This is a genomic window from Mycobacterium ostraviense (assembly GCF_002705925.1).
GTDB lineage: Bacteria > Actinomycetota > Actinomycetes > Mycobacteriales > Mycobacteriaceae > Mycobacterium > Mycobacterium ostraviense.
Map to the genome: position 1 here is coordinate 4155465 of NZ_NKRE01000001.1, position 13039 is coordinate 4168503.

Below are 13039 nucleotides of genomic sequence, written 5' to 3' on the forward strand. Positions count from 1 at the left end.
GTGGCATGGTCGAGCTTACGACCATCGTTGTCCCGCATAGTAATAAGTCAACACGACCGCCCCGGAAAGACGGTGCACCGTACACCGTGTGTCGCCTTACTTATGCGCGGCTTAGTAAGACTGCGCACGAAGACATCGTTGACCAGCCGCATTCGTGGCATCTCGAATTTCCGATTGAGCTGGGCACAACGAGGGTCACCCCGGGCAGTGACTCCTGTGGCACCTGGGACTCAGGCCTCGAAGCGGTAGCCCATTCCGGACTCCGTCAACAGGTGCTTGGGATGCGACGGGTCATCTTCCAGTTTGCGCCGCAGCTGCGCCAGATACACACGCAGGTAATGGGTTTCGGTGGCATACGCGGGTCCCCAGACCTCCTTGAGCAGTTCCTCGCGGCCGACCAGCTTGCCCCGGTTGCGGACCAGGACCTCGAGCATGCCCCACTCGGTCGGGGTCAGATGCACTTCGACACCGTTCTTGGTGACCTTTTTCGCGGCCAAATCGACGGTGAACGCGTCGGTTTCGACAACCGGCTGATCTACCTCCGACGCCGCGGCGTTGCGGCGCACCGCCGCGCGCAACCTGGCCAGAAACTCGTCCATTCCAAAGGGTTTGGTGACGTAGTCGTCGGCGCCCGCGTCCAGGGCCTCGACCTTGTCGGAGGAATCGGTGCGCGCCGACAACACGATCACCGGAGCCGACAGCCAGCCGCGGAGACCGGCCAGCACGTCGATGCCCGAGATGTCGGGCAGGCCGAGGTCCAGGATCACCACGTCGGGCGGATGTTCGGCGGCGGCGCGCAGCGCACCGGTGCCGGTCGAGGCGGTGATCACCTCATAGCCGCGCACGGTCAGATTGATGCGCAGCGCCCGCAGGATGTGCGGCTCGTCGTCGATCACCAACACGCGGGTCATTCTGGCCGCGCTCCCCCGCAAGCGGGCGGCGCGGCCAGGTCGACGACGACGGTCAGACCGCCTCCCGGCGTATCTGCGGCCTGGACCGTGCCGCCCATGGCTTCGACGAAACCGCGGGCCACCGACATTCCCAGACCGACTCCGGTGGTGTTGTCGTTATCACCAAGGCGCTGAAAGGGTTCGAAGATCTGGCCCTGGGTTCCGGGCGGGACTCCGGGACCCTCGTCGATGACGTTGATCAGCACCCGATCGCCCACCCGGCCGGCGTTGACCCGCACGACGCAGTCCGGCGCATAGCGCAGCGCGTTGTCGATCAGGTTGGCCAAAACCCGTTCCAGCAGGCCCGCGTCGGCCATCACCACGGCGCCTCCGACGTCGACCTTGACGCGGTCGATCGCCGACCGGTAGAAGCCGGTGGCGCCCATGCCGATACTCACCAACGCGCGCTGCACCACTTCTTCCAGATACACCCGCTGCAGGTCCGGGCGTAGCACGCCGGCGGCCAGCCGCGACGAATCGAGCAGGTTTCCGACCAGTGCGGTGAGCGCGTCGATGGATTCTTCGATGGTGGCCAGCAATTCGGCGGTGTCCGCTGGGGAGAAGGCGATGTCGTGGGCGCGCAAGCTGGACACTGCGACCTTGGCCGCCGCCAGCGGGGTGCGCAGGTCATGGCTGACCGCGGACAACAGCGAGCGCCGCAGCTCGTCAGCACGCACGATCGCTTCGGTCCGGCTGGCTTCTTCGGCCATCTCCCGCTGTCTGACCAGACCCGCGGCTTGTCTGGCCACCGCGTTGAGTACTCGGCGGTCCCGCGCGGACAGCTTTTTTCCGGCCATCAGCATCCAGAACTCGTCGTCACCGACCTCGATCGCGGTGTCAGCAGAATCGACTGTGGTGCAGGGGTCTTTGCCGACGGAGGCCACCACCTCACTGAGGGTACGGTCTTCGCTGGCGCGCTCGCGCAACATGCTGACCGCGCGTTGCGAGTACGTCTCCCGCACTCGTTCCAGCAGTGTTTCCAGGTCTGCGCCGCGCAGCACCGATCCGGCGAACAAGGTCAGCAGTTCGGCCTCCTGGGCGGCGCGGCGGGCTTCCCGGGCTCGGTTGGCCGCACCGTCGACCAAGACCGCGACCGCGACCGCGACCAGCAGCAGGACCGCTTCGGTCACGGCCGCGGAAGGTTCGGCGATGGTGAACGTGTGCCGCGGATCGGTCAGGTAATAGTTCAGCAGCAGGCTGGACAACACCGCCGAAAGTACCGCCGGGGCAACACCGCCCAGCAGCGCCACCACGAGGACTCCGACGAAGAACAGCGCGCTTTCGCCGCTGGTGTCCAGATAGCGGTCCAGCACGGTCACGGTGACCGCGCAGATCAGCGAGGGAACGATGACCGCCGCCAGCCAGGACGCCACTCGTCGTTCCCGCGGTGCGACCGGGGTGGTTCGCAAGCCGCGCTTGGATTCCTCGTGAGTCACCAGGTGCACGTCGATCTTGCCGGACCGTTCGACGATGGCCTGGCCGATACCCTCCTCCAAGAGACGCGCCCATCGAGTCCGCCGCGAGGTGCCGATCACCAACTGGGTGGCGTTGATTTCGCGGGCAAAATCCAGCAGGGCGTCGGCGACGTCGTCACCGACCACGGTATGCAGCGAGGCGTCGAGGCTGCCGGCCAGCTCCCGGATCTTGCTCATTCGTGCCTCCGACAGACCCGCTAGCCCGTCACCGCGGATGACGTGCGCCACCATCAGCTCGGCACTGGATTTCGATGCGATCCGCGACGCCCGCCGCACCAACGTCTCCGACTCCGGACCGCCGGTGATGGCCACGACGACGCGTTCGCGCGCTTCCCACAGGTCGGTGATCTTGTTCTCCGCGCGGTACTTGGCCAGCGCGGTGTCCACCTGGTCGGCCAGCCACAGCAGTGCGAGTTCCCTGAGTGCGGTGAGGTTTCCGCGGCGGAAGTAGTTGGACAACGCCGCGTCGATCTTGGCCGGTGCATAGACATTGCCGTGGGACAGCCTGCGGCGCAACGCCTCCGGTGTGATGTCGATGAGCTCCACCTGTGCTGCCTGCCGCACGACGGAATCCGGCACGGTCTCCTGCTGTTGGATGCCGGTGATCTGGGCGACGACGTCGTTGAGGCTTTCCAGATGCTGAATATTCACCGTGGAGATCACGGTGATCCCGGCATCGAGCAACTCCTCGACATCTTGCCAGCGTTTGTGGTTTTTGCTGCCCGGGGTATTGGTGTGGGCCAGTTCGTCGACCAGTACCACCTGGGGACGGCGCGCCAGCACGGCGGGCACGTCGAGTTCGGGGAACATGGTACCGCGGTACTCGACGTAGTGCGGCGGAATGATTTCGATGCCGTCAAGCAGCACAGCGGTTTTCGTGCGTCCGTGGGTTTCGATCACGGCCGCCACCAGGTCGGTGCCGCGTTGCAACCGGCGGTGTGCTTCGCCGAGCATCGCGTAGGTCTTGCCGACTCCCGGCGCCGCCCCCAGATAGATGCGGAGTTCTCCGCGTTTGCGAGGAGGGTCGACGGCGCTCACACAACCATCATCCACCCGCAACGCTAGACCGGGTATCTGCGGTCGAGTTCCAGGTTGAGCCGCAGCACATCAACGCTCGCCTGGCCGAAGATGCCGAGGGCGGGGCCGCTTTCCGTCTGCGCCACCAGCGCCCGTATCTGATCCTGGCTGGCATGCCGTGCCCTGGCCACCCGGGGAATCTGCAGCTCGGCGTAGGCCGGGGAGATGTCCGGGTCCAGCCCGCTGCCGCTGGCCGTGACGGCGTCGGGCGGAACCCCCGGGACCTCCGGAGCCGCGCCGCGGATGGGCACGATCTGGCCGAGCGAGTAGTTCTCGCCGAACGTCGCGCATTGGGCCGGCACGCCCTCGTAGCGGTCCAGAAACGGCTGCCTGCCGGCGGCGCACGGCTCGTTGACGCTGACGACTCGGACTGGGTGCGCGACATTGCCGCGCGGATCGCGGGGACCGATCACCGACAGCACGGCTCCGACACCGCCCGGCGTGCAGAATGGCCGTGATCCCCCCGCCTGGTCCAGGCCCTCGAATCGCGCCACCGCCGCACTGCGCGAACACACCTGGGTCAGCAGACTCGGCCGGAAACCAGCGTCGGCTGCACTTGCGCCCGCCGCCAGTTTTGCCGGGTCGGCCGGAATATCCACGATGCTCTCCGGCCCGAGATTGCTGCCGCCGCTGGACAACGGGTCATATCCGGCACCTGCCGCCGAGGGCCGTCCCTGGAAGTACTGCGGCAACGGGCGCCCGGCGGCATCGAGGTACAACTGTCCGATCAGGCTGCTGCCGACGGGCTTACCGCCGGCATCGACCATGGAACCTTGCGCCTTGTCGTGCAGCCCGGGAAGCCACGCCACCAACCAGACAAGCAGCGGGTAGCCGAAGCCGAGGATGACCGTGAAAACCAGCAGGGCCCGCAGTGCGGCCCAATATTGGCGAACCATCTACGACATCCCGGGCAGTAGTTGGACGACCAGGTCGATGACCTTGATCCCGATGAACGGCGCGATCAGCCCGCCCACTCCATAGCGGTAGAGGTTGCGGCTGAGCAATTTCGAGGCACGACTGGGCGTATAGCGCACACCGCGCAATGCCAGCGGAATCAGCGCGATGATGACGACGGCGTTGAAGATGACCGCGGACAGGATCGCCGATTGCGGGCTGTGTAGCCGCATCACGTTGAGCAGATCCAAGCCGGGAAACAGCGCCAGGAACAGCGCCGGGATGATCGCGAAATACTTGGCGATGTCGTTGGCGATCGAAAATGTGGTCAACGCCCCGCGGGTGATCAGCAGTTGCTTACCGATTTCCACGATCTCGATGAGCTTGGTGGGATCGGAGTCCAGATCCACCATGTTGCCGGCCTCCTTGGCGGCGGCGGTGCCGGTGTTCATCGCCACCCCCACATCGGCCTGGGCCAGCGCCGGCGCGTCGTTGGTGCCGTCGCCGGTCATCGCCACCAGGCGGCCGCCGTGCTGCTCCCGCTTGATCAGCATCAGCTTGTCCTCGGGTGTGGCCTCGGCCAGAAAGTCGTCGACCCCGGCCTCGTCCGCAATTGCCTTGGCGGTCAACGCGTTATCGCCGGTGATCATCACGGTGCGAATTCCCATCTGGCGCATCGCGTCGAACCGGGTCCGCATGCCCTGCTTGACCACGTCCTTGAGGTGGATGACGCCGAGCACCCGCGCCTTTCGGTGATCCACCCGGCCCACCACCAGCGGGGTTCCCCCGGCAGCGGAGATGCCGTCGACAATCTGCCCAAGTTCGGCCGGAACGTCGCCGCCGTTGCCGCGTACCCATTCGGCGACCGAGCTGGCCGCTCCCTTGCGCAGCTTTCGCCCGTCCAGGTCGACACCCGACATCCGGGTCACCGCAGTGAATTCCACCCAGCAGGCGTCGTCGAGATCCCCCGGTGTGTGGGCGCGCAATCCGTAGGCTTGTTTGGCGTAGACGACGATGGAGCGTCCCTCCGGCGTTTCGTCGGCCAGGCTGGCCAGCTGTGCGGCGTCGGCGAGCTCCGCGGCGCTGATCCCGTGTACCGGAATGAATTCCGATGCCTCCCGATTGCCGAGGGTGATGGTTCCGGTTTTGTCCAGCAGCAGGGTGTTGACGTCACCGGCGGCTTCGACGGCCCGTCCGGACATCGCCAGCACGTTGCGTTGCACCAGCCGGTCCATGCCCGCGATGCCGATCGCCGACAGCAGCGCCCCGATTGTGGTGGGAATCAAGCACACCAGCAGCGCGACCAGCACGATGCCGCTGATGCCATCGGCGCCGAGGGCCGAGGTGTCGGGCACACCGGGGTTGTTGGCCTTGGAGTAGATCGCCAGCGGCTGCAGCGTGGCCACCGCGAACACGAAGATGATGGTCAACGCCGCGAGCAGGATGTTGAGCGCAATCTCGTTGGGAGTCTTCTGCCGGTTGGCGCCCTCGACGAGCGCGATCATCCGGTCCACGAAGCTCTCACCGGGCTTTTGGGTGATTCGGATGACGATGCGATCCGACAGCACGGTCGTCCCGCCGGTCACCGAGGAGCGGTCGCCGCCCGATTCCCGAATCACCGGTGCGGATTCGCCCGTGATCGCCGATTCATCCACTGAGGCAATGCCTTCCACCACGTCACCGTCACCGGGAATGACTTCGTCCGCTGCGACAACCACGATGTCGCCGGGCCGCAGCAGTGGCGCGGCGATGTCTTCCGGGACGGCGGCACATCTGTCCAGCGCGCCCGGTGACCAATCCCTGAGCCGGTGTGCGATGGTGTCGGCCTTGGCTTTTCGCAGGGTGTCGGCCTGCGCTTTGCCGCGCCCCTCGGCGACCGCTTCGGCGAGGTTGGCGAAAGTGACTGTCAGCCAGAGCCAGAACACCACGAGCCAGCTGAACCAGGTGTTGTCGCCGAACGCCAGAATCGTCGCCCACCCGGCGCCGATCTCCACGATGAACATCACCGGATTGCGCCACAGGGTGCGTGGGTCGAGCTTGCGCAATGCGTCCGGTAGCGACTTCACCAGCAGCGCCGGATCGAGCAGGTGTTTGGCCGAAGTGGTTGTGCGCGTCACTGTTTCAGTGGATCCCTTCGGCGAGCGGCCCGAGCGCCAGCGCGGGCAGGAAGGTCAGTGCCACCAAGACGACCGTCACCCCTACCACCAGGCTGACGAACTGCGGCCGGTGGGTGGGCAAGGTGCCGGCCGACTCCGGGGTGGTCCCCTGTCGGGCCAGCGAACCGGCCAGCGCCAGCACCAGAATCATCGGCAGGAATCGGCCGAAGACCATCGCCAGGCCCAAAGCGGTGTTGTACCACACCGTATTGGCCGTCAGACCCGCGAACGCCGAGCCGTTGTTGTTGGCCGCGGAGGTAAACGCATAGAGCACCTCCGACAGCCCGTGCGGCCCGGTGTTGGCCATGCCGGCCCGCTCGCCGGGCAGCGCCATTGCGGCGGCGGTGCAGACGAGCACGATCAGCGGAGTCACCAGGAAGTATCCGGCGGCCAGTTTCATTTCCCGCGGCGTGATCTTCTTGCCCAGGTATTCCGGGGTCCGCCCGACCATCAACCCGGCGACGAACACGGTGATGACGGCCAGGATCAGGATGCCGTACAGGCCGGAGCCGGTGCCGCCGGGCGCGACCTCGCCAAGTTGCATGTTGAACATGGTCATCATGCCGCCCAGGCTGGTGTAGGAGTCGTGCGTCGAGTCGACGGCACCGGTGGACGTCAGCGTGGTGGCGTCGGCAAAGACCGCCGAGTCGGCAACCCCGAAGCGCTGTTCGATGCCTTCGGTCGACGCACCCACCGCCGTGGGCACGGTGCCGTGGTGCTGCACCTGGAACAGCAGCATGGTGGTGACGCTGACGGCGGCGATCACCGCGACGATCGCCGCGATCGCATAGCCCTGCCTCTTGCTGCCGACCAGCCGGCCGAAGGTGCGGGGCAGCGCGGAACTGATGACCAGCAGCAGGAAGATCTCCACCCAGTTGGTCCAGGCGGTCGGGTTCTCGAAGGGGTGTGCGGAGTTGGCGTTGTAGAAGCCGCCGCCGTTGGTGCCGAGCTCCTTGATCACCTCCTGGCTGGCGACCGGACCGCCCGGGATGGTCTGCGGGGTCCCGGCCAGCGTGGTCACGACCTGATCGTTGAGATGAAAGTTCTGCACGACGCCGCCTATGACGAGCACGACCGCGCCGGCGACGGCGATCGGTAGCAGGATGCGCAGCGTGCCACGCGCCAGGTCCACCCAGAAGTTGCCGAGTTCGCCGGTGCGGTTGCGGGCGAATCCGCGGACGAAGGCCACGGCGACGGCCATGCCGACCGCGGCGGACACGAAGTTCTGCACCGCCAAGCCGGCCATCTGCACCAAATGCCCCTGGGTCGATTCGCCGGAATACGCCTGCCAGTTGGTGTTGGTGACGAAGCTGACCGCAGTGTTCCACGCCAGCGCGGGTGTCGTCGGTGTGGCCGGATGGGCAAGGTGCAGCGGCAGCTTGTCCTGCAGTAGCTGCAGGGCGAACAGGAATATGATGCTCACCGCCGAAAGCGCCAGCACGCTACGGGCATATGCGGCCCAGGTCTGTTCGGCGTCGGGGTCCGCTCCGACCAATCGATAAATGAATCGCTCTGCGCGCCAGTGCTTTTCAGCGCAATAAACCCGGTACATGTAGTCGCCGAGCGGGACGTGTGCCGCCGCCAGAGCGGCGACCAGCAGCCCGAGGAACAACACCGCTGCGGTGCCGTCGCTCATCAGAACTTCTCCGGATACACCAGGGCCGCAACCAGCAGCAGCGCGACGAGCACCGCAAGGGCCAGACCGACGGCGTTGGCGGTGCTCACAAGTCCAACTTCAGCAATGCGCTCAGCACGGCAAAGACGGCCACGGTCAGCGCCAGGTAAACCACCACGGACATATCTGTCTTTCTCGACACGCAACGAGAACCGCTCTCCGGTAGAGGGCCAGACAGAGGCTAGGCGTGACCGAAACCGGCCGGGAGCGGCCTTAACGATTTCTTTACGGCGCCACCCGCGAGTTTTGCGGCCGTTGCGGCGTTGGGGCTATCCGGTGTCCGCGCCTGGCCCGTCCATCATCGGCAGTCTGACTCGAAAGACGGTGTGGCCGTGCGCGGACTCGGCGGTCACCGAGCCGTTGTGCGCCTTGACGATCGAGTTGACAATGGCCAGGCCCAATCCATGGCCCGCCTCACCCGAGCGCGTCGTGTTGGCGCGCACGAACCGCTCGAACAGATGGGGCACGACGTCGGGGTCGATGCCGGGTCCGTCATCGCTCACCGTCAGCTCGGCGTATGACCCGTCGGTCGCGTCGGTATGGCAGGTGATCGCCGTGGTCACGGTGACACCGGGCGGGGTATGCACCCAGGCGTTGGTGAGGAGATTGCTGACGAGCTGATGCAGCCGAGCGTGATCGCCGTTGACCCACACCGGCTCGTCGGGCAGGTCTTTGACCCAACGGTGGCTCGGCGCAGCCACCGTCGCATCGTTCACCGCGTTCATGACCAGGTCGGTCAAGTCGAGCTCTTCGGTTTGCAGGTCTTCACCTTCGCCCAGCCGGGACAGCAGCAGCAGTTCGTCAACCAGTGACGCCATCCGCCGGGCTTCCGACTCGATGCGTGCCAACGCGTATTCGGTGGTGGGGGGCAGGGCCGAACTGTCTTGACGAGTCAACTCCGCGTAGCCCTGGATGGCGGCGAGCGGGGTCCGCAGCTCATGGCTGGCGTCGGTGATGAATTGCCGCATCCGCAGATCGGATTCGACGCGGTGCTGCAACGCGCTGTCGACGTTGTCCAGCAATCGATTCAGGGTCTGGCCCACGATGCCGACTTCGTTGTCCGGGTCGGTGTCTTCCGGCCGGACTCGCACGCCGATCCGGTGGTCCTCGCCGGCGAGCGGCAACGCGGCGACTTCGGCGGCGGTCGCGGCGAGCCGACGCAACGGCCGAAGGGCATATCCGACCACCCAGGCCGTGAGTACCGCCGTGATCACCAGCGCCGTCGCGACCAGCACGGTGGTGGTGATGTTCTTGCGGGAAATGATCTGGTCGGCGAGGTTGAGCGAGACGCCGACGATGAGCCGGTCGGATCCGGCGGCGCGGCTGGCAACCTGGTAGGAACCCAGGCTGCCCAGCGTTTCGACCCGGGAGGGGCCGTCGTCCCAGGATTGGCCTTCGATGGCGCGGATGACGTCGGCCGGCGCGGGCTGTGGTTCGTCCTCGGAGAAGACGGCCGAGCCGATGACCACCCCGTCGCGCAGCACCGCGATGAGATTGCCCGGGGTTTGCCCGGTGAATTCCAGCAGCGCCTGGGATACCGGGGGTGTGCCGGTATGTATCGAGGTGTGTTCGCCGTTGCGGTATCTGGCGTATGCGTGGCTGAGCGCATGTAGGGACTCCACGACCTCGGCGTCGTTCATCGCGGTGACGTAACCGCGCAGGCTGAGTACGGAGACGGCGCCGACGGCCACCAGCACGACGGTCACGACGGCCAGCACGCCGAGTAGCAACTGCCCGCGTAACGATCGGGGAAACCAGCGAGGGGTGTTGCGGTCCCCGGTCACTGCCGGCTCATTCCGCTGGTCGCAGCATGTATCCAATCCCGCGGACGGTGTGGATCATCGGCTCGCGGTCAGCGTCGATCTTCTTCCTCAGATACGAGATATAGAGGTCGACAATGCTGGTGCGTCCGGCGAAGTCGTAGTTCCAGACCCGGTCGAGGATCTCGGTGCGGCTCAGTGCGCGGCGCGGATTGCGCATCAGGAACCGCAGCAATTCGAACTCGGTCGACGACAGCGATATCGGCGTCCCGCCGCGGGTGACTTCCCGGCTGGCTGCGTCGAGCTTGAGGTCGCCCACTTTGAGGGATTCGTCGGCCGGGGGCGCCAGATGGCTGGAACGGCGCAGCAGTCCGCGCAGCCGGGCGACCAGTTCCTCGAGGCTGAACGGCTTGGTCATGTAGTCGTCGGCGCCCGCGGTCAAACCGGTGACGCGATCCATCACGGAATCCCGTGCGGTCAGGAACAGGGTGGGCGTGTAGTCGTCGGATTCGCGGACCCGCTGCAGAATCTGCAGCCCGTCCACATCGGGCAGCATGATGTCCAGGACCAGAACGTCTGGGCTGATTCTTTCGAACTTGGCGATGGCTTCCCGGCCGTTGTGGGCTATCTCGACGTCCCAGCCTTCGTAATGCAGCGCCATCTTGACCAGATTGGTCAGCGCCGGCTCGTCGTCGACCAGCAAAACCCGGATCGGTGAACCGTCGGCACGGTGAATGCGGGGCAGCTGCCCCAGGATGGCTTGGCGCGGACGTTGACTGCGCGGTTGTCCGGTCATTGCGGTCATGATTCCCCATACTGTCAAGCTCACATGGGATCGTCACGGGGCTCATAACAACCTCAAATGTAGCTATGCCCGGCCACATCCGGCGCTACCAACAGGGCCTCGGGCGTATATGTGTTGTGTGCAAGTGTTTGATATGCATTTTGTCGGTATGGGTTATCGGGCGCCCGCCTGCCCACTTCACAATGCTTCGCGGTTCGGCGGTTGCCGTGGCTAAGGAATGCGGAGCTCGGTACCGACGGCCGTCATTCCGGCGCGGGTCACGCCGGCGATACCCAAGCCACGCCGGCTGGGCGAGGACAGGTGACACAAAACAGGGAGGCATACACGATGGATTGTGGGGGACTGCCGCCGGAAGTCAATTCCGGTCGCATGTATGCGGGGCCGGGGCCGGGGACGATGCTGGCCGCGGCCGTCGGATGGGAGGATCTGGCAACCGAATTGCGCTCCGCGGCAAGCGGTTACGAGTCGGTAGTGTCGAGTGTCACGGCGCAGTCCTGGCCGGGCCCGCGTCGATGTCCATGGCTCCCGCCGCCGGGCCGTACCTGGCATGGATGAGGGCGACCGCCACCGGCTGCGAACAAGCGGCCACTCAGGCTGTGGCTGCGGCGACCGCCTATGATTCGGTGTTCGCCATGACGGTGCCGCCGCCGGTGATCGCGGCGAACCGGGCCGAGCTGGCGGCCCTGGTGGCGACCAATATCTTCGGGCAGAACACACCGGGGATCGCGGCCATCGAGGCGCACTACAGCGAGATGTGGGCTCAGGATGCCGCCGCGATGTACTCCTAGCTAGGCCCAATACCGTTTACTTAAGATGACACGCTTGTTATTCTAATCGCGTGCCACGCGCTGGGTGGGTCAAGCCGGAGAGCGACCAGCGTTTGTCCGATCACATTCAACCGGGGATTGGCTGATGCCGGCCTTGGGGAGATGTTTCGCCAACTCGACTACAAAACACGCTGGTATGGATCGCATCTGGTCAAAGCCGACAGATGGTTGCCCAGCTCAAAAATGTGTTCCGGCTGTGGTGTGGTGAAAACCAAACTGCACCTGGCCGAACGGGGGTATCACTGCGAGCACTGCGGCCTTGTGATCGACCGAGACCGTAACGCCGCTATCAATTTGGCGCGTCATGCGCTCAAGGCTACGGCGCCGAGTACCGGCGTCGTTACCGGTGGAGCCGACCGTAAGACCCAGCCTTCGGGCACGGCGGGTGGCAATGAAACCGGAACCGTTTCTGAACGGAGTGCCCGCCCGAAAGGACGGGCTGCCTGAAATGCCAGTCATACAAACACTCACATTTCAGGTAACGGCGGGCTGACAAGTCCGCGGTGAGCAACACCGTCGGTGGCTCGGCCGGCGCCGATGCGCAGACCATGACGTCGTCGTTGTCCGCGGTTCCGCAGGTGCTGCAAGGGATGGCCACGCCGGGGCCATCGACCGGGGTGCTCTCGTCGGCGGCCACGGGAAACGCGGCGACGGTGGCGTCGTCCGGGGCCGGCGAGCCGATCACCGCCCTGTCGAGTCTCACCGGCGTATCCGGCAAGGGCGCGCTCAAGGGCGCGGGCAACAGTGTCGATGCTCTGGAGGGGGCGGCGACGGGGTTGACCGGCCGGGAAGCGAGCTGGGACTGGCCGAGGATACGACCGGGCTGGGTATGGACGCGGTCGGTCTGGTCGGTTTGGACGGCGGTGGTGTCGGGCTGGACTTCTTCGGCGTAGGACTCGACTACCTGGGGGCCGATGAGTTGACTTAATCGGGCGGCTTAGGCCCGTAGGTGCCGCGGGCGTGCCGACGATAAGCGCTCCGGCCGCGTCGGCGAGCGTCGGCCAAGCGGCCTCGCTGGGGACGTTGTCGGTGCCGCCGAGCTGGGCCGAAACGCTGTCGGCGGCACCGGTGACCCCGGCCGGCGCCGTGGCGGTGCCGGAAGCCCAGCTTAGCGCCGTCCCGGCCGCGGCAAATGGGGGGTGCCAGCTGTCCAGGCTGCCGCTCGGAGGCATGGTCGGGCGCGAGGCCGACGGCGCGGTTCAGCGCGTCGGGGTCCGTTCGTCGGTGATTCCCCATTCGCCGATGGGCGGATAGGTCTGGATGCACACAAGTGTGGCCGCACACCTACCGGTGTGCGGCCACACTTGTTGTTGTCGGTTCTAGGCCCAGCTGGAGCCGACGGCGCTGTCGGTCTGCGCCATGTTGCTGCCGGCGGCCTGGACCTTCTGGCCGTGGGCGTTGGCCTGCTCGTAGATCACCT

11 protein-coding genes and 2 pseudogenes are annotated in these 13039 nt (G+C 66.0%); 4 read left to right on the forward strand and 9 right to left on the reverse strand.

All coding sequences use genetic code 11. The annotated features are described in order from the left end of the window. Positions 1–230 precede the first annotated feature (230 nt). From CDN38_RS19480 to CDN38_RS19515, 8 genes are all read right to left on the reverse strand, one after another. The gene (locus tag CDN38_RS19480; RefSeq protein WP_075509053.1) at positions 231–911 is read right to left on the reverse strand and encodes a response regulator; all 681 of its coding nucleotides are present in this window, start codon (positions 909–911) and stop codon (positions 231–233) included. Next, positions 908–3499, reverse strand: coding sequence for a DUF4118 domain-containing protein (locus tag CDN38_RS19485; protein ID WP_233027212.1), 2592 nt, complete (start codon positions 3497–3499; stop codon positions 908–910). Before CDN38_RS19485 ends, CDN38_RS19480 begins: the two co-directional genes overlap by 4 nt. Beyond that, complete coding sequence (locus CDN38_RS19490) at positions 3487–4398, reverse strand: potassium-transporting ATPase subunit C (RefSeq protein ID WP_075509051.1); 912 nt, start codon at positions 4396–4398, stop codon at positions 3487–3489. The genes CDN38_RS19485 and CDN38_RS19490 overlap by 13 nt, the downstream gene beginning before the upstream one ends. Beyond that, entirely contained in the window at positions 4399–6513 is a 2115-nt protein-coding gene (gene kdpB / locus CDN38_RS19495) for a potassium-transporting ATPase subunit KdpB (protein WP_075509050.1), read from the reverse strand. A gap of 4 nt (positions 6514–6517) precedes the next feature. Then, positions 6518–8188, reverse strand: coding sequence for a potassium-transporting ATPase subunit KdpA (kdpA, locus tag CDN38_RS19500; RefSeq protein ID WP_099319131.1), 1671 nt, complete (start codon positions 8186–8188; stop codon positions 6518–6520). Next, positions 8188–8277, reverse strand: a complete 90-nt coding sequence (locus CDN38_RS19505) for a hypothetical protein (protein WP_063469208.1) — start codon at positions 8275–8277, stop codon at positions 8188–8190. Before CDN38_RS19505 ends, kdpA begins: the two co-directional genes overlap by 1 nt. Before the next feature lie 219 nt (positions 8278–8496). Beyond that, positions 8497–10011: a sensor histidine kinase gene (locus CDN38_RS19510; RefSeq protein WP_075509048.1), complete on the reverse strand. Its 1515-nt coding sequence runs from the start codon at positions 10009–10011 to the stop codon at positions 8497–8499. A 7-nt stretch (positions 10012–10018) separates the two neighbouring features. Continuing rightward, positions 10019–10792 carry a response regulator transcription factor gene (locus CDN38_RS19515; RefSeq protein ID WP_036401838.1) on the reverse strand — a complete coding sequence of 258 codons (774 nt, stop codon included), beginning with the start codon at positions 10790–10792 and terminating at the stop codon, positions 10019–10021. 327 nt (positions 10793–11119) lie between these two features. On the opposite strand from CDN38_RS19515, the pseudogene CDN38_RS19520 reads away from it, so the two are divergent. From CDN38_RS19520 to CDN38_RS19535, 4 genes and pseudogenes are all read left to right on the forward strand, one after another. Then, a pseudogene (locus tag CDN38_RS19520) lies at positions 11120–11574 on the forward strand (PPE family protein); the annotation flags it as partial. A gap of 147 nt (positions 11575–11721) precedes the next feature. Continuing rightward, entirely contained in the window at positions 11722–12066 is a 345-nt protein-coding gene (locus CDN38_RS31055) for a zinc ribbon domain-containing protein (protein WP_306316108.1), read from the forward strand. Positions 12067–12122: 56 nt separating this feature from the next. Next, positions 12123–12512 carry a hypothetical protein gene (locus tag CDN38_RS19530; RefSeq protein ID WP_075509742.1) on the forward strand — a complete coding sequence of 130 codons (390 nt, stop codon included), beginning with the start codon at positions 12123–12125 and terminating at the stop codon, positions 12510–12512. Between the two features lie 67 nt (positions 12513–12579). After that, positions 12580–12873, forward strand: coding sequence for a PE/PPE C-terminal domain-containing protein (locus CDN38_RS19535; RefSeq protein ID WP_180276357.1), 294 nt, complete (start codon positions 12580–12582; stop codon positions 12871–12873). A 65-nt stretch (positions 12874–12938) separates the two neighbouring features. Here the strand turns inward: CDN38_RS19535 and esxL are convergent. After that, positions 12939–13039, reverse strand: a pseudogene (gene esxL, locus CDN38_RS19540) (type VII secretion system ESX-5 protein EsxL); the annotation flags it as partial.

Excerpts from the sequence above, each read along its gene's own strand:
- CDN38_RS19480 (WP_075509053.1), bottom strand. The coding sequence starts at position 911 with ATGACCCGCGTGTTGGTGATCGACGACGAGCCGCACATCCTGCGGGCG.
- CDN38_RS19490 (WP_075509051.1), bottom strand. The coding sequence starts at position 4,398 with ATGGTTCGCCAATATTGGGCCGCACTGCGGGCCCTGCTGGTTTTCACG.
- kdpA (WP_099319131.1), bottom strand. The coding sequence starts at position 8,188 with ATGAGCGACGGCACCGCAGCGGTGTTGTTCCTCGGGCTGCTGGTCGCC.
- CDN38_RS19515 (WP_036401838.1), bottom strand. The coding sequence starts at position 10,792 with ATGACCGCAATGACCGGACAACCGCGCAGTCAACGTCCGCGCCAAGCC.
- CDN38_RS31055 (WP_306316108.1), top strand. The coding sequence starts at position 11,722 with ATGTTTCGCCAACTCGACTACAAAACACGCTGGTATGGATCGCATCTG.